This window comes from Streptomyces sp. NPDC015032, assembly GCF_043080425.1.
Classification (GTDB): Bacteria; Actinomycetota; Actinomycetes; order Streptomycetales; family Streptomycetaceae; genus Streptomyces.
Window position 1 is genome coordinate 140,848 of the sequence record NZ_JBIBVN010000013.1, and the last position, 16,177, is coordinate 157,024.

A 16,177-nucleotide genomic window follows, 5' to 3' on the forward strand; every position below is an offset into this window, starting at 1 on the left:
GCGCCCCACAGCCGGGACGAGGTTCGGCATGGCCGCAGGGCTCCTTTCCAGGCCGCCCGCGACTCACCACGTCATCCATCGAGCTCTTCATTCCGAGAGGGAACGATCATGTCCGCGACCACTGCTGAGCACGCAGCAGCACGACGGCGCCTCGGCCTTCCGGTGGTCGTCCTCGCGTCGGCCCAGCTCGTCATCTCGCTCGACTACAGCATCGTCTACGTGGCACTGCCGGACATCGGCGCCGGCCTCGGGTTCTCCGGCCACGACCTGCAGTGGGTGGTCAGCGCGTACGTCGTCACCACCGGGGGCTTCCTGCTGCTCGGCGGACGTGCGGCGGATCTCCTGGGACGCCGGAGAATGTTCGTCCTCGCCACGGCGATATACGCGCTCTCGTCGTTGGCCGGCGGCCTCGCGCAGTCTCCCTGGCTCCTGCTCGCGGTACGCGCCGCCCAGGGAATCGGTGGCTCCCTGTTGTTCCCGGCCACGCTGTCGCTCATCAACACCACCTACGCGGAAGGGCCGGTACGCAACCGGGCGCTCGCGATCTGGGGTGCAGCCGGCGCGGGTGGGCTGTGCTTCGGGTCCCTCCTCGGCGGTGTACTGGTCCATGGATTCGGCTGGCCGTCGGTGTTCATGGTCAATGTGCCGATAGCTTCGGCGCTCGCCGTCCTCGGGCGCATGCTCTTCGCCGCGGACCCGCCCCGGGACCGCACCCGGCGCTTCGATGCCGCGGGGGCGCTCGCGGCCACCGCGGGACTCACACTGCTCGTCTTCCTCCTGGTGTACGCCCCCGCGGCGGGGTGGACGCGCCCCGCCGCCCTGACGGCCGGAGCCGCGGGGGTCATCTGCCTCGGCCTGTTCGTCGTCATCGAGATGCGGACACGCGATCCCCTGATGCCCGTCCGGCTCTTCCGTCACCGCGGGCTGGTCGCGGCCACGGGGGTGGCGGCGCTGTTCAGCGCGACGTTCAGCTCGCTCCCGTACTTCCTGACGCTCTACTTCCAGGCGGTGCGCGGCTACGACGCGTTCGTCACGGGGCTCTGCTTCCTCGTCCCGGCGGTCGTCGTCGCGGTCGGCACACAGACCGGGGCCCGTGCCGTGCCGCTGTTCGGAATGCGGCGCCTGCTGGTCGGTGGGCTGGGGCTCGGCGCCGCCGGTGCTCTCGCCCTGGTGCCGGGTGTGGCCGCGAACGGCTCCTATCCGGCGCTGCTGCCAGGGATCGTGCTGATGAGCATTGGGCAGGGCGCCGCGTGGACGGCCGTGTGGATCGCCGCCGCCTCGGGCGTGGCACCGGGCGACCAGGGCATCGCCTCCGGGATCACGTCCACCGCCCTTCAGGTGGGGGGCGCCGTCGGTCTCGCCCTGCTCGTCGCGGCGGCTTCCGGTATCGGGCAGGAGTCGTCCGTCCCGGCTCTCGTCGACGGCATCCGGACGGCGCTGGTGTTCACCTCCGGGGCGCTGGCGCTCGGTTCGTTCGCCGCCCTGGTGATCCGCCGCAAAGACGCCTCGTAGGCGCTCCGCTCTCACCCGGCCCGACTCGGCCCCACCGACACCGCTTCCCCAGGAGAACCGTGTCCGCGACCTCCGCCGACCAGCCGCAAAGCCGTTCACCTTTCCGCCCGGACAGAAGGAGCATCACCATGCGCATCACCGATCACGCCGGCAGGCCCATCGGCGCCTCCGTCGAGGACTTCGACCACACCACGGCCTCGCCGAGCGACATCGCGGCCCTGAAGGAGACCGTCTACCGCCGGAAGATCGCCGTCCTGAAGGGCCAGGAGCTGTCGCCCCGTTCGTTCCTGGAGCTGGGCCGCCGACTGGGCCGCCCGGAGACGTACTACGAACCGATGTACCACCACCCCGAGGTGACCGAGGTGTTCGTGTCGTCGAACGTCCTGGACAACGGGAAGCAGATCGGCGTACCCAGGACGGGCAAGTTCTGGCACGCCGACTACCAGTTCATGCCCGACCCGTTCGGGATCACCCTGATCTACCCGAAGGTCATACCCGAGAGGAACCGCGGCACCTACTTCATCGACATGGGAGCGGCGTACGAGAAGCTGCCCGGGGAACTCAAGCAGGAGATCGCGGAAACCCGGTGCCGTCACTCGGTGCGCAAGTACTTCAAGATCCGCCCCCACGACGTCTACCGGCCCCTGTCGGAGATCATCGACGAGGTGGAGCGGAAGACGCCCGCCGTCCTCCAGCCGACCCTCTTCACCCACCCGATGACCGGTGAGACGGTGCTCTACCTCAGCGAGGGCTTCACCGTCGGCATCGAGAACGCACAGGGCGAGCCGCTCGACGAGGCGCTGCTCCAGCGGCTCTTCGAGGCGACCGGGCAGCTCGATGGGACCTTCGAGCACGAGAACATCCATCTCCAGAGCTTCGAGAAGGGCGACCTGCTCGTCTGGGACAACCGCAGCCTCATCCACTGTGCCCGGCACACCACCACGCCCGAGCCCACCGTCTCGTACCGCGTCACCGTCCACGACGAGCGCAAGCTGCACGACGGTCTGGAAGCGGCATGACACAGGCCATCGGGCACAGCGCCGACGCCCGCCCCGAGCAGACCTTCGCCACGGACACGGAATTGCTGACCCGGGTGCTCGCACCGTACAAGGACCACTGCCGTTACCTGCTCACCGCGGAGGTCTCCGGGCTTCCCGACGGGTTGTCCCGGGTCCGGGCTTCGTTCGCAATCGCGGAGTCCTGCTACATCGACGACACCGGCCACCTGAACTCGGTGGAGGTGAACATCGCCTACAACCAGATGATGTATTACCTCGTCGCCAAGTCGGTGAAGGAACAGCTGCTGACCGGGTTCGAGTCCTGGACGCTGGAGGACTTCTGGCGCCATCAGCTGCCGGACATCCTCATCGCACGGTTCGCCTCCCGCTTCCAACGCCCGGTGAACCCGCGGGACTTCTCCGGTGAATTGGAGTTCAGCTCCGTCGACCTGCGCTCTCCCGGCGGCAGTCCGCTCCTCATGGCCACCACCGCCTACCGCTACTGGGACACCGAGGGCGGCCGCTGCGACGGCCACGCCACCCTCGCCTTCGTCAACATCGACTGACCCGACGCCCGCCCCGTCACGGGCACGCACAGGACGGACACCTGCCATGGTCTCCCACCACGCCCCGCAGCCGGGCCCCCGGCTGCACCACCAGCTCGCGACGCTCGCCGACACCGCCCGGTTTCACGCCGAACGACAGCCGGACACGCCGGCGGTCATCTGCCAGGACACCACACTCACCTATGCGGCACTACACCGGGAAAGCAGCCGCACCGCGCAGGCGCTGCGCGCCGCCGGTCTCGCCGCCGGCGATCGGGTCGCCTACCTGGGCAAGGAGTCGGAGCAGTACTACGAGATCCTCTTCGCCTGCGCCAAGACCGGTGCCGTCCTCGTCCCGGTGAACTGGCGGCTGACCTCGCCGGAGGTCGGCCACATACTCCGGGACTCGGGGACCAGACTGCTCTTTGTCGAAGAGGAGTTCCGGCCTGTCGTCGACGGCATGCCGATCGCACCGCCGGAGCATGTCATCGTGCTCGACGCGGCCGGTGGCTACGGCGACTGGAAAGCCGCGTACCCGGGGGCCGACGAGCCGTACGCCGCGACGCGCGACACCCCTGTGGCCCAGCTCTACACCAGCGGAACCACCGGACTGCCGAAGGGCGTCGTGCTGGCCCACCGCAGCTTCTTCGCCATCGCGGACGCCATGGCCGAGGCAGAGGTCGACTGGATCGACTGGCGGGTTGGTGACCTCGCGCTCGTCGGCATCCCCGGCTTCCACATCGGCGGCCTGTGGTGGGCCACCCAGAACTTCAATGCCGGCACCACGGTCGTGGCGATGCGCGCCTTCGACGCGGCCCAGGCCGTCGACCTGATCCACCGGCTCGGTATCACCACCGCCTGCGTGGTCCCGGCCATGCTGCGGATGATGCTGACCCGGCCGGGCGTCACACCGGCCGACTTCGCGACACTGCGCAAGATCGTCTACGGCGGTTCACCGATCTCCGAGACCCTGCTGGAACAGAGCCTGGCAGTGTTCCGCTGCGAGTTCGCCCAGATCTACGGACTCACGGAAACCGGCAACACGGCGGCGTGCCTGCCGCCGGCCGTCCACGAGCCGGGATCGCCCCTCATGCAGGCTGCGGGCCGCCCCTACCCCGGCGTACGCGTGCAGGTGATCGACGACCGGGGCACCCCGCTGCCGCCCGGTGCCGTGGGCGAGGTCTACCTGGCCACACCGGCGCACATGGTGGAGTACTGGGGACTCCCGGACAAGACCGCCGAGACGCTCGTCGACGGCTGGATCCGCACCGGGGACGCCGGCTTCGTCGACGAGGACGGCTACGTGTTCATCCGTGACCGCATCAAGGACACGATCCTCGTGGCCGGGGAGAACGTCTACCCGGCGGAGATCGAGAACGTGCTGGAGCACCACCCCGGCGTGGCCGAAGCAGTGGTCGTCGGCGCGCCGGACGACCGATGGGGCGAGTACGTCCACGCCTTCATCGTCGCCGCCGAGGACAGGCCGACCCCTCGCCCCCGCGACCTGCACACCTTCCTCACCCCCCGGCTGGCCGCGTTCAAGCTGCCCGCGAAGTACGAGTTCATCGACCACGTTCCGCGCAACCCCAGCGGGAAGATCCTGCGCCGCGAACTGCGGGACCGGTTCTGGGACGGATCGGGCCGCAAGGTCAACTGACCCCCGCCGCCCGCAGTGCGAAAAGACCCGCCGCCCGCGGTGCGAAAAGACCCGCCGCCCGCGGTGCGAAAAGACCCGCCGCCCGCAGCGCGAAGAGAGAGGACCACCATGCCCGCTGCCCTCACCTCCCGACAGTTCCGCGCCGATCTCGCGGAACTCCTCCACCAGGAGCCCGAGGAGGTCGACCTCGACGAGCACCCCGTCGATGCCGGGCTCGACTCCCTCCGTGTCATCACGTTGGTCGAACGCTGGCAGGCGTACGGCATCGACGTCTCCTTCATCGATCTGGCCGAACAGCCCTCCTTCAGGCACTGGTGGCGGCTTCTGGACGAACGGCAGGAAGAAAGAAGAGGGACGGCATGACGACGCCCGACAGCGACCGCCTCCACCATCCGCTGCTCGGAGCGCAGGAGGGCATCTGGACCGGCCACCAGCTCGACACCGGCAGTCCCGCCTACAACACGGCCGAGTACGTGGTGATCGAAGGCCCGGTACGCGAGGAGCTGTTCGAGACCGCGCTGCGCCGGGCGGTCGACGAGACCGAGGCCCTGCACTGCGTCTTCTCGGCCGACGGCGAGGGCCGCCCCCGGCAGGTCGACACCCCGACACCCGAGTGGCGCCTCCACACCGCCGACGTCTCCGAGGCACCCGACCCGGAGGCCGAGGCGCTCCGCTGGATCGACGCGGACATCGCACGCCCCGTCGACCTGGCCCGTGGCCCGCTGTTCGGGCACGCCCTGTTCCGCCTCGCCGCCGACCGCTGTCTCTGGTACCACCGCGTCCACCACGTCGCCCTGGACGGCTTCGGCCTCTCCCTGGTCGCACGGCGCGTGGCCGATCTCTACACCGCCCTCGCCACCGGCGAGGCCGTCGGCCCGAGCGGCTTCGGAACCCTCGCGTCGGTACGCGAGGAGGAGGCCGCCTACCGGGCATCGGAGCACTTCGCCCGCGACCGGGAACACTGGATGCACCGGTACGCCGACCGCCCCGCGGTGGCCACACCGGCGGCCCGGTCGGCCCTGCCTGCGGCCTCCTTCCACCGGGACGCCGAAGACCTGGACGCCGGGACCACCGCGGCGCTCCGGGCCACGGCACGCGCCCTCGCGGTGTCCTGGTCGGAAGTCCTGCTCGCGGTCACCGCCGCCCATCTTCACCGCGTCACCGGGGCTCCGGAGATCGTGCTGAGCGTCCCGGCGATGGGACGGTTCGGCTCCGTGTCCCTGCGCGTACCCGCCATGGTCCGCAACGTACTGCCGCTGCGACTGGCCGTCGGCGCGCAGGACAGCCTGCGCACACTGGTCGGCGCGGTCTCCCGCGAAATGCGTTCCGCCCTGCCCCACCAGCGTTACCGCTACGAGCAGATCCGACGCGACCTGCGACTGGTGGGCGCAGGGCGACGGCTCTCCGGCCCGGGTGTGAACATCATGCCGTTCGCCTACGACCTCCGGTTCGCCGGACACCGCAGCACGGTGCAGAACGTCTCGGCCGGCCCCGTGGACGACCTCGCCTTCAATGTGTACGACCGCTCCGAGGGCGCCTCCCTGCACTTCGCCGTGGACGGGAACCCCGAGCTCTACACCGCCGCGGAGGTCGCCGGCCACCGGCGGGCCCTGTTCGACCTGCTGACGGAAGCCGTCGCAGAGCCCGACCGCCCCGTCGGCGCCCTTCCCTCCGCCTCGGCGACGTGTTCCAGCGGGGTCCGTGTGCTGGACGGAGACCCGCTTCCCTCCCCACCGCGCCCCGTGCTCTCCCTGATCGCCGACCACGCGGCGCGCCGCGGCAGTGCGGTGGCCGTGGAGGAGGGCGACCGGAGCATCGGGTACGCCGCACTCTTCGGCGAGGCACGCCGGACCGCCCGGCTGCTCGCCGACCACGGGGTGCGGCGCGGCGACCTGGTGGCCGTCGCGCTGCCGCGCGGCACAGCGGCGGTGACCGTCCTGCTGGGCACCATGGCCGCGGGCGCCGTCTACTGCCCCCTCGACCCGACCGCCCCGGCGGACCGGACCGCCACCCTGCTCACCTCCGCGGGACCCGGCCTCGTCGTCACCACACAGCCGTACGCCCACCTCTTCCCGGACCGGGAGGTTCTGCTGCTCGACGGCGCGCGGGAGATTCCGCCGACGGGCCCCGCACCGTCCGCCGATGCTGCCAACAGCGTCCCGTCCGCCCCCGGGGCCGGGGAACCGGCCTACGTCATCCACACGTCCGGTTCCACCGGGCAGCCCAAAGGCGTCGAGGTGGGGCACGGGGCACTGGCCCACTTCGTCGCCGGCGCCGGTCTCCGCTACGGACTGAACCGGGCCGACCGCGTCCTGCAGTTCGCCCCACTGCACTTCGACACCAGCATCGAGGAGATCTTCCTGACCCTGTGCTCGGGCGCCACGCTGGTGATCAGGCCGCAGGACATGACGGACTCGATTCCGCACTTCCTGACCGAGTGCGAGCGCCTGGGCATCAGCGTTCTCGACCTGCCGACCGCGTACTGGCACGAACTCGCCTACGCCGTGTCCACCGGAGCGGGCTCCCTGCCGGGCGCCGTGCACACCGTCGTCATCGGCGGTGAGGCCGCGCTGCCCGAACGGGCCGCCCGCTGGCGCAAGGCGGTCGGCTCAACCGTCCGGCTCCTGAACACCTATGGGCCGACCGAGGCGACTGTCGTCGCCACCGTCGCCGACCTGCATGACGCGGCCCTCGCCGCCGACGACACACCGGTGGGCCGCCCCCTGCCGGGCGGCCGGGCGGCTGTCGTGGACGGGGAGCTCCATCTGCTGGGTCCCGCTCTCGGCAACGGCTACCGCAACCGGCCGGAGGAGACCGCGGAGCGCTTCGCCCCGCTGGAGTGCCTGCCCGGCTCCCCGCCCGCCTACCGCACCGGCGACCTCGTGGAGGTGGGCGAGGACGGACTCCTGCGCTATCTCGGCCGCGCGGACGACGAGTTCAAGATCAGCGGTCACCGCGTCCAGCCGGCCGAAGTGGAGAGCGCCCTGCTCTCCCACCCCGGCATCGGCGACGCCGCCGTGGTCGGTCAGGCGCTGCCCGACGGCACGCGCAGGCTCACCGCCCATCTCGTACCCGCCGGACCAAAGCCCGGCGCGGCAGGGATTCGCGACCACCTCCGGGCCCGGCTGCCCGCGCCGTTGATCCCCACGTCCATCACGTTCCTGCCCCGCCTGCCCCGTACCGCGTCGGGCAAGACGGACCGTGCCGCACTCCTCGCCCGGCTGCCTTCGCAGCCGGACGGTGCCGGGGACACCGGAGGCGACCTCGGCCTGGAGGCCACCGTCACCGGGGTCTGGCGCCAGGTGCTCGCGGCACCGGACCTCACCGCGCACGACGACGTATTCGAACGCGGAGCCCAGTCCCTGCAGGCCATCCAGGCCGCCAACCGCCTGGCCGCGGAGCTGGGCAGGGAGGTGAAGGTCGCCTGGCTCTTCCAGTACGCCACCCCCGCCGGACTCGCCGGCTTCCTCGGCTCCGGCGCTCTCGCGCCCAGCCCCGCCCGCTCCGTGCTGCCCGCCTCCCTGGCAGCCGACACCGACCTCGATCCGGAGATCCGCCCAGGACACGGAAACCCCCGTCGGCCTCCCCGGCGGGTTCTTCTCACCGGAGCAACGGGATTCGTGGGCACCCACCTCCTCGCGCGGCTCCTGCGGTCGACGGACGCGGAGGTGGTGTGCGCCGTCAGGGGCAAGACGTCCGAGGACGCCCTGGCGCGCGTGCATGCCACCCTCGAAGCCGCCGGAGTGGCGCTGTCACAGAAACAGCGCCGGCGTGTCACCGCCCTCCCGGCGGACCTGGCCCTGCCAGGACTGGGCCTGCGCCAGGAGCAGTTGACCGAACTCGGATCCAGCTGCGACGCGATCGTCCACAACGGGGCGGCGGTCGGCGTCGTCCGCGACTACGTCACACTCCGGCCGGCCAACACCGAATCCACCCGCTGCCTGCTGCGGCTGGCCGCCCCGCGCGGCATACCGCTGCACTACGTCTCCACGCTCTCGGTCGGCCCGCCGCGCGCGCTGCGAGAGGAATTCCCGGAGGAGTTCCTCGAAGCGCACGAGGGACTGCGCTACGGCTACCAGCAGTCCAAGTGGGCATCCGAGCGCCTCCTGGAGCAGGCCGCCGACCGGGGCCTCCCCGTCACGGTGCACCGGCTGGGCCGCGTGGTCGGCCCGGTCGCCACGGGGGCGGTGAACCGCCAGGACTTCCTGTGGACCGTGCTGCGAGCCGGAGTACCGGCAGGGATCGTGCCCGACCTCTTCACGGAGGAGTCCTGGATCCCGGTCGACCGTGCCGCGGCCGAGATCGTGGCGGTCGGTCCCGGCGCGGACCACCGGAACGCTGTGGTCCACCACCACGCCGGGACCCCCGTGCTCCAGGACGACCTGCACCGCTGGCTGGCGGAGTACGGCTACCCGGTCGAGGTCCTTCCCCTGGACATCTGGCGGGAGCGGATACCCCGGGACTCGGCGGACGCCGCCGCGGTCCTCGCCTTCTTCGACTCCCTGCCTCCGGGGCCGGGCCGACCGGACGCGGACCTCGCCCTCGCGACCGTACGGGCGGACAACGTACGGGAGAGCCTGGCGTCGGCCGACGGCCCGCTGCCTCCCGATCATCCGGCCATCGACCGGGCCGCCTTCTTCCGACAACTGGATCACTGCGTGGCCACCGGCGCACTGCCCCCTCCACCGGCTCCCTCCACGGCGTCCGCGGATTCCCCGCAGCACCCGGGAACTCGGTCCGGGCACCGCCCGACTCCTGATACGAACCCCGGTCAACGGCCGGCCTCATGCTAGGAGCACACATGTCCACCAAGCGGCTCGCCGCCCTCGGACTGACAGCCGTCGTCGGACTCGCGACCGCCGGATGCGCGGAGTCATCGGCCGAGAAGACGACGCAAGCCGGGCAGCCCGCCGCGTCCTCGGCCGCCGGCTACCCGGTGACGTTGGAGAACTGCGGGGTGAAGCAGACCTTCACCAAGGCCCCCAGCAGAGTGGTCGTCATGAACGGCGCTTCCGTCGCCGAGGTCTCCACCCTGCTGGCGCTGGGACTTGAGGACCGCATCGTCGTCAACCAGCAGAGCTACGGCAGGTCCGAAGTGCCCGGCCGCGCCGACGCGATCAAGGCCCTGCCCAAGGGGGACATCGAGCTCAACGACGCGTTCGACATCCCCCGCGAGGCGATGCTCGGCCAACGTCCCGACCTGGTCCTGTCCACCACCGCGTACGGATTCGACGCCAAGAACGGCTTCGCCACCCGCGACCAGCTCAAGGACGTGGGCGCCAACACCTATATCTCACCGCAGGGCTGCGACCAGGACACCTCCAAGATGACGATCGCGGACAGCCGGACCCTGCTCCGGGACATGGGCAAGGTCTTCGGCGTCAGCGACCGGGCCGAGAAGCTGATCGCCGAGTCCGACAAACGCATCGCGGAGATCTCGGAGAAGGTCAAGGGCGAGAAGAAGCCCAAGGTCATGGTCCTCTTCTCCAACATGACCATGGGAGGCAACGACTTCAGCTCCGTCGTCGCCCAGGGCATCTACAACGACATCCTGGCCAAGGCAGGCGCCACCAACGCCTTCGAGTCGGCCTCCAAGACCTCCTTCGCGGACCTGAGCAAGGAGAAGGTCGCCGCCACCGACGTGGACGCCCTCGTCGTCATCAGCTACAACGACCCCGACCCCACGGCCTACGCCAAGAAGCTGCTCAAGGAGTTCCCCCAGTGGTCGGCGGCGAAGAACGACGCGTACGTGGTGCTGTCCGACTCGGTCTACCTCGGACCGAGCAACGACGTGGCGGTGGAGAAGATCGCCAAGACGCTCCACCCCGACGCGCTCTGACCGGTCTGCGCCTCTCCCTCGGCGTCGCCGTTCTGCTCGCCGCGCTGATCGCCGCCATGATCACGGCGATCAGCATCGGCGCGGTCACCGTACCGGTGGCGGACGTCTGGAGCATCGTGGCCCATCACCTGACGGGCCGCGGTGCGGTCGCCGACCCGGCACTGGACCAGATCGTGTGGAGCTTCCGCACGCCCCGGGTCCTCCTCGCGGCTCTCGCGGGAGCCGGCCTGGCGGTGGCCGGAGCCGTCCTCCAGACACTGGTCTCCAACCCCCTGGCCGATCCCACCGTGCTCGGCTTCTCCCACGGAGCGTCCTTCGGCGCGGTCCTGGTCATCACGCTGGGCGGGATCGGGATCGGCGGAGTGGGCGTCGCGGGGGCCGCGTTCCTGGGCGCTCTCGCCACCGGCGCGGTGGTCTTCGCCCTGGGGCGGCGTCGCGGGCGCCTGGCTCCCACGCGCCTCGTCCTCGCAGGCGTGGCAGTCGGCTACGTACTGCTGTCGGCGACGAGCTTCGTGCAGCTCTGGGCGACGCCCACCGAACTGCGGACAGTGATGTTCTGGATGCTGGGCAGCGTCGCCGGCGCCCAGTGGGAACAACTGCCCGTGGTCGCGACCGTTGTACTGACCTGCACCGCTCTGCTCGGCCTGTTCGGGCGGCAGCTGAACGCCGTCCTGGCAGGCGACGAGTCGGCGACCGCCCTGGGCGTGGACGTCAACCGCCTGCGCGCCCTGCTGCTGGTCATCACCGCGCTGCTCACCGGTTCGGTCATCGCGGTGGCCGGCGGCATCGGTTTCGTCGGGCTGATGATCCCGCACCTCGTGCGCCTGACCGTGGGGGCGGACCACCGGCGCCTGCTCCCGCTCACCGCGCTGCTCGGCGCCGTCTACCTCGTGCTCGTCGACCTCCTCTCCCGCACGGTCATCCGGCCGAACGAACTGCCGTTGGGCATCCTCACCGCCCTGCTCGGCGCACCGTTCTTCGTATGGCTGCTGCGCCGCAACAAGGGCTTGGACACCGTATGAGGCTCACCGTCGACCAGGTGCACGTCGAGCTGGACGGGACACCTGTCCTCCACGGGGTCGATCTGGAAGTCCTGCCGGGCTCGGTCGTCGGCCTCGTCGGCCCCAACGGCAGCGGCAAGTCCACCCTGCTCCGCGCGGTCTACCGGTCGCTCCGCCCCACCAGCGGGGCCGTCAGAGTCGGTGACGACGATGTCTGGAGCCTCACGCCCCGTACCGCGGCCCGCCGCACCGCTGCCGTCCTCCAGGACGCGGCGGGCAGCACCGGAGGTATGTCGGTGACCGAGATCGTGGCACTGGGCCGCACACCCCATCACGGTCTGATCGGACGCGAAGGCCCGGACGACCGACGCGCCGTCGCCGACGCGATCGACCGCTGCGGGATACGCCACTTCGCCCAGCGGGAGTACGCGTCCCTGTCCGGGGGCGAACGCCAACGCGTCCTGCTCGCCCGCGCACTGGCGCAGGAGCCCCGCCTGCTGGTCCTGGACGAACTGACCAATCACCTCGACATCCGCGCCCGGTTCGAACTGCTCGACCTGATCCGCTCGACCGGCGTGAGCACCCTGGCCGTCCTGCACGACCTCGACCTGGCCGCCCGCCTCTGCGACCTGATCGTCGTCCTCGACCGCGGCACGGTGGTGGCCGCCGGACCGGTGCTCGACGTCCTCGCACCGAAAGTGATGAGGGACGTCTTCGGCGTCGAAGCCTGTACAACCCGCCACGACGACGGTGTCGTCCGCATCGCCTACGCGGCCCAGCCCCTGGCGGCAACGCCGTTCAGTTAGGCGGAGAGGTCGTGTGTCAAGGCTGGTGAACGAGGCAGCGGAGCTGCGCCAGAAGAGGTCTGTCACTCCGAGACCTGGCCGCGTCGGTGATCGGGGCCGTGTTCGGTCCGGTCACGGCTGGCGAGCCGGAGTACGCCCGCCGCCTGACGGTGAACCTGCGGGCCGGGATGCTGCTGCCGGGCGACCGGAACTTCGCCTCCGCCGCTCGGCTGAATCAGCTGGCCGCCACCGGCACCGATCTGCTCGCGCGGGCATGGTTTCTCCACGCCGTCCGTTGGCAGTACTTGACGGGCAGAACTGGCAACGCGATCGTGCGCGGGCTCGCTGGTCAGCCAGCGCCTTGTACGTGGTGGTGACGCACGGGTTCCTGGAGGACCGCACGTGCCGCGTCGAAATCGGCGAGTCTCGCCGCGACTGTGGCCACCGCGAGCCGTTCAGGCAGGGCCGCGGAGAATTTCAGGCCGTGCACGGCGCGGCGGTCGACGTCCGGGAGTACCAGAGGCTCGCCGTTGCCCGCGGACTCACGGCTTGCACGCCACATGCCGGGAGTCAGGTCTTCGCGCAGGCGCACATAGCAGTCCGTCGGCCGTTGGACCGGATCGGCGATCGAAGGCAGCGTCGCTGCAAGTGTCGCGTTCGCGCGATAACCGGCCCAGGTCCACCAGCGGACGTCGTTGCCGTGGCGGGCCACCAGAGTGGCTTCCGGGTGAACGAGTTCGTGGGCCTCCTCTTCTCGCCATTCGGCAAGACACACCTCGGCCCGGCGTGTGAGTGAGACCGGGGGGTCGGTCCCCAACAGGACCTCCCGCATCGCGCGCGTGAGGGTGTACGAGAGACCGACAAGTGAGCCGCTGTTCCACTTGGCGACTCCACCGCCGTCGGCCGGCTCGACAAAGGCCCGTTTTCGGGTCCAGTCGATGAACGTCACCTGCCAGCTGCGCCCTCCGAGCAGGAGCCGACGGGGACCCGGGCGTTCCTCGGTCAGTACGGAGGGGTCCATCTGCCCGATCTCGGTGCGTCCGGAGAGGACGGTGAACTGCGGGGGAGCGGTGAAGGACGCGGTCAGCTCGATGAAGTGCCGTCGGCCGAAGCGCTTTTCCGCCTCGGGCCCGATGAACAGGAGGCCCTCGTCCGAGTCGAGGAAGCCCTGGTTCGTCAGATGGCGCACGATCGGTTCCGCCGACAGGTCGAAGGGAGCCAGCCCGTTCCACTGCTCGGGCCACAACCGGTCACCCATCCGCTGTTCCTGCAGGGTGACGGCGAGCAGTTGCTGGGCCACCAGGTGGCGCGGCTCGGGCGGCGGGGTCACCGGCTCGACCCAGCCCTTGCCCCAGAGCAGAAGTAGCGCCGCCGCCTGGAGGAAGGCGTCCTTCCCGGTGGCGAGGAACAGGCAGTTGCGCGTGCTGCCGGGCCGCCGCCCCGTACGCCCGATGCGTTGCAGGAACGAGGCGACACTGCTGGGTGAGTCGATCTGGATGACACGGTCCAGGTCACCTACATCGATGCCCAGTTCCAGCGTGGACGTGGACACGATGACGCAGTCGCGGGCCTCGGCGAAGGCCTGCTCGGACCTGGCTCGCTCCGCTGCCGACAGCGATGCGTGCGAGAGGAACACCGTGACTTCGCGCTCGCGCAGTGCAGCGCCCAACTGCTCGACCTGCCGTCGGGAATCACAGAACACCAGCCTCTTCTCACCCCGGTGCAACGCCGTGATCAGCTTGGCGGCGTTTTCCAGGGAGCCGACATAGTCCAGCTCCACTTCGCCGGGTGGGGGAGCCTGGGACGTGTTGCGGTCGGACACATCGGGGGCGATGACGCGAGCCGGTCTCTTCCCAGCCCCCGAACCCTGCAGCCAGGTGAGCAGGTGCTCGGGATTGCCGACGGTCGCCGACAGCCCGATCCGCTGGATGGGGTGTCCGACGACCCGTTGCAGGCGCTCCAGCACCGCGAGCAGATGCCAGCCACGGTCGTCGCCCGCGAAGGCGTGGACCTCGTCCACGACCACCGCACGCACACCTCCCAGAAGGTGTGCGTGATCGGTCTTGACGCCGATGAGCATGGCTTCCAGCGACTCCGGCGTGGTGAGCAGGATGTCCGGCCGTTCGCTGCGGATGCGCTGCCGCTGCGACTCCCTGGTGTCGCCGTGCCACAGCGCGGCGCGGCGGCCGAGCCATTGGGCATATCCGTCGATACGCGTCACGAGGTTGTTGAGCAGCGCTTTGAGCGGACACAGATACAGGACGGAGGTTCCGGTCCAGCGCTGCTCCGACATGACCGACAGGATCGGCAGACAGGCGGCTTCGGTCTTTCCACCGGCGGTGGGGGCGAGGAGAACGGCGTCCTCGCCGTCCATCAGCGGGTGAATCGCCGCCCGTTGCATCGGTCGCAGATCCGGCCAGCCCAGGGTGTTCACCACGTGATGGAGAACGACCGGGTCGAGCCGGTCCACCGGGTCGTCCGAGGGAAGGAGCCCCACCATCACAGGTCCAGTTCGATGTCGTCGGCCGAGCGGTCGGCCGCCGCGTTCCGCTCGACATCGTTGAGTTCGCTGCCGTTCACCGTCAGCTTGTAGTCCTGCCGCGGGTCGAAGTCGTCGAACTGGTCGACGCGGTCGAGCACATCACCCACCAACTTCTTCAGGTAGAGCCGTGGTGCCACGCCCACCTTGCCGCCGAGCGCGCCGCCGACCGCCCGTGCGAGGTCCGCGACATACGCGTCGTCCGCGAGCGCTCTGACGCGGTCGGGGGCTGTGGCACCTGCCGCGTAGAGGTCGCGGATGGTCAGGCCGAGATGCACCAACGAGTCCTGGGTGAAACCGGGCAGCCTCAACTGCACCGCACGGGGATTGTCGAAACGCGGGTCGGTGGTGAAGTCGGTGGCCAGGCGCTGCGCGAGCGGGGCCAGGCGCTGTACGCCCTGTTGTCCGTCGTAGAAGGCGGGGGTCCCGGTGATCACCAGGTAGAGGCCGGGGAAGCGGCCGGAGTGCACCTCGTCGATGAGCTGACGCAAGGCGTTGAGTGCCTTGTCCCGTGCGTCGGATCGCACCCGCTGGAGCGTCTCCACCTCGTCCAGCACGACGAACAGCCCGCGGTGCCCCGAATCGCGCAGCACGGTCAACAGCCCTTGCAGAAAGCCCAGAGCGCCGAAGTGGTCGAGATCGCCCCGGACTCCGGCCGACCGCCGGGCAGCGGCTGCCACATGCGGCTGGCCGCCGAGCCAGGCGAGCACCGCCGCAGCGGTCGCCTCGTCGCCCTCGGAGAGAGCGGCCCGGTATCCCCGCAACGCGGTCGCGAAGGAGGGGGCGTGCCGGGAGACTTCAGCCAGCCTGGCGGTGAGCAGGGTCTCCACCTCACCGGCCAGTTCCCCCTCGGTGGCCCCGGCCGCCAGGGCGTCCTCCTCCAGCGCGTAGAACCAGGCGTCCACGATCGGCCTGAGCGCACTCGGGGGGAAGCTCGCCGTCGTGAGCCGCTCGGTGAGCCTTCGGTAAATGGTCTCCAGTTTGTGCAGAGGGGTTTCGGTCTCCGAGACCTGGATCTCGGAGACCGCGAAGCCCAGACGTTTGGCCCGCTCGCCCAGCCATCGGGTGAAGAACGTCTTGCCGGAGCCGTACTCCCCTCGGACGGCTTTGAACACCGCCCCGCCCGAGGCAACCGCGTCGAGCTCGGCGTCAAGTGCTGCCTCGAACCGGTCGAGGCCCGTGGCCAGCAGGTCAAGTCCACTGTGAGGCACGGCCCCGCGGCGCAGCGCGTCGACGACCGCCCGCCGACGGACGGCCGATGCGGGGGAAGAGGGATTCGGCTTCAGTGAACTCACCGTGAC

12 protein-coding genes are annotated in these 16,177 nt (G+C 70.3%); 10 read left to right on the top strand and 2 right to left on the bottom strand.

Going from position 1 to position 16,177, the window contains the following annotated elements; genetic code table 11:
- Positions 1–108 precede the first annotated feature (108 nt).
- The 10 genes from ACF08M_RS20370 to ACF08M_RS20415 all read left to right on the top strand — a co-directional run bounded on the left by ACF08M_RS20370 (position 109) and on the right by ACF08M_RS20415 (position 12,714).
- Positions 109–1,512 carry an MFS transporter gene (locus ACF08M_RS20370; RefSeq protein ID WP_392186650.1) on the top strand — a complete coding sequence of 468 codons (1,404 nt, stop codon included), beginning with the start codon at positions 109–111 and terminating at the stop codon, positions 1,510–1,512.
- A gap of 128 nt (positions 1,513–1,640) precedes the next feature.
- Positions 1,641–2,531, top strand: coding sequence for a TauD/TfdA dioxygenase family protein (locus ACF08M_RS20375; protein ID WP_392186651.1), 891 nt, complete (start codon positions 1,641–1,643; stop codon positions 2,529–2,531).
- Complete coding sequence (locus tag ACF08M_RS20380) at positions 2,528–3,076, top strand: FcoT family thioesterase (protein ID WP_392186652.1); 549 nt, start codon at positions 2,528–2,530, stop codon at positions 3,074–3,076. The genes ACF08M_RS20375 and ACF08M_RS20380 overlap by 4 nt, the downstream gene beginning before the upstream one ends.
- A gap of 46 nt (positions 3,077–3,122) precedes the next feature.
- On the top strand, positions 3,123–4,712 hold the full coding sequence (locus ACF08M_RS20385; RefSeq protein ID WP_392186653.1) for a long-chain-fatty-acid--CoA ligase: 1,590 nt from the start codon (positions 3,123–3,125) through the stop codon (positions 4,710–4,712).
- A 108-nt stretch (positions 4,713–4,820) separates the two neighbouring features.
- Positions 4,821–5,075 (top strand): phosphopantetheine-binding protein, encoded by a 255-nt coding sequence (locus ACF08M_RS20390; RefSeq protein ID WP_392186654.1) that lies wholly within the window; start codon positions 4,821–4,823, stop codon positions 5,073–5,075.
- Entirely contained in the window at positions 5,072–9,505 is a 4,434-nt protein-coding gene (locus tag ACF08M_RS20395; protein ID WP_392186655.1) for an amino acid adenylation domain-containing protein, read from the top strand. The genes ACF08M_RS20390 and ACF08M_RS20395 overlap by 4 nt, the downstream gene beginning before the upstream one ends.
- Positions 9,506–9,513: 8 nt before the next feature.
- Positions 9,514–10,551, top strand: coding sequence for an ABC transporter substrate-binding protein (locus tag ACF08M_RS20400; RefSeq protein ID WP_392186656.1), 1,038 nt, complete (start codon positions 9,514–9,516; stop codon positions 10,549–10,551).
- A 56-nt stretch (positions 10,552–10,607) separates the two neighbouring features.
- Positions 10,608–11,573 carry a FecCD family ABC transporter permease gene (locus ACF08M_RS20405; protein ID WP_392186657.1) on the top strand — a complete coding sequence of 322 codons (966 nt, stop codon included), beginning with the start codon at positions 10,608–10,610 and terminating at the stop codon, positions 11,571–11,573.
- Positions 11,570–12,358, top strand: coding sequence for an ABC transporter ATP-binding protein (locus ACF08M_RS20410; protein ID WP_392186658.1), 789 nt, complete (start codon positions 11,570–11,572; stop codon positions 12,356–12,358). Before ACF08M_RS20405 ends, ACF08M_RS20410 begins: the two co-directional genes overlap by 4 nt.
- Positions 12,359–12,456: 98 nt before the next feature.
- Positions 12,457–12,714 (top strand): hypothetical protein, encoded by a 258-nt coding sequence (locus tag ACF08M_RS20415; protein WP_392186659.1) that lies wholly within the window; start codon positions 12,457–12,459, stop codon positions 12,712–12,714.
- Here the strand turns inward: ACF08M_RS20415 and ACF08M_RS20420 are convergent.
- Together ACF08M_RS20420 and brxD are read right to left on the bottom strand one after the other, a co-directional pair.
- Entirely contained in the window at positions 12,687–14,837 is a 2,151-nt protein-coding gene (locus tag ACF08M_RS20420) for a DEAD/DEAH box helicase (protein WP_392186660.1), read from the bottom strand. The two genes, ACF08M_RS20415 and ACF08M_RS20420, sit on opposite strands and share 28 nt — an antisense overlap.
- Positions 14,837–16,171 (bottom strand): BREX system ATP-binding protein BrxD, encoded by a 1,335-nt coding sequence (gene brxD / locus ACF08M_RS20425; protein WP_392186661.1) that lies wholly within the window; start codon positions 16,169–16,171, stop codon positions 14,837–14,839. Before brxD ends, ACF08M_RS20420 begins: the two co-directional genes overlap by 1 nt.
- Between the last annotated feature and the right edge of the window lie 6 nt (positions 16,172–16,177).

Bases quoted from the DNA above. Each gene is read 5' to 3' on its own strand.
- ACF08M_RS20370 (WP_392186650.1), top strand. From the start codon at position 109: ATGTCCGCGACCACTGCTGAGCACGCAGCAGCACGACGGCGCCTCGGC.
- ACF08M_RS20375 (WP_392186651.1), top strand. From the start codon at position 1,641: ATGCGCATCACCGATCACGCCGGCAGGCCCATCGGCGCCTCCGTCGAG.
- ACF08M_RS20380 (WP_392186652.1), top strand. From the start codon at position 2,528: ATGACACAGGCCATCGGGCACAGCGCCGACGCCCGCCCCGAGCAGACC.
- ACF08M_RS20385 (WP_392186653.1), top strand. From the start codon at position 3,123: ATGGTCTCCCACCACGCCCCGCAGCCGGGCCCCCGGCTGCACCACCAG.
- ACF08M_RS20390 (WP_392186654.1), top strand. From the start codon at position 4,821: ATGCCCGCTGCCCTCACCTCCCGACAGTTCCGCGCCGATCTCGCGGAA.
- ACF08M_RS20395 (WP_392186655.1), top strand. From the start codon at position 5,072: ATGACGACGCCCGACAGCGACCGCCTCCACCATCCGCTGCTCGGAGCG.
- ACF08M_RS20400 (WP_392186656.1), top strand. From the start codon at position 9,514: ATGTCCACCAAGCGGCTCGCCGCCCTCGGACTGACAGCCGTCGTCGGA.
- ACF08M_RS20405 (WP_392186657.1), top strand. From the start codon at position 10,608: ATGATCACGGCGATCAGCATCGGCGCGGTCACCGTACCGGTGGCGGAC.
- ACF08M_RS20410 (WP_392186658.1), top strand. From the start codon at position 11,570: ATGAGGCTCACCGTCGACCAGGTGCACGTCGAGCTGGACGGGACACCT.
- ACF08M_RS20420 (WP_392186660.1), bottom strand. From the start codon at position 14,837: ATGGTGGGGCTCCTTCCCTCGGACGACCCGGTGGACCGGCTCGACCCG.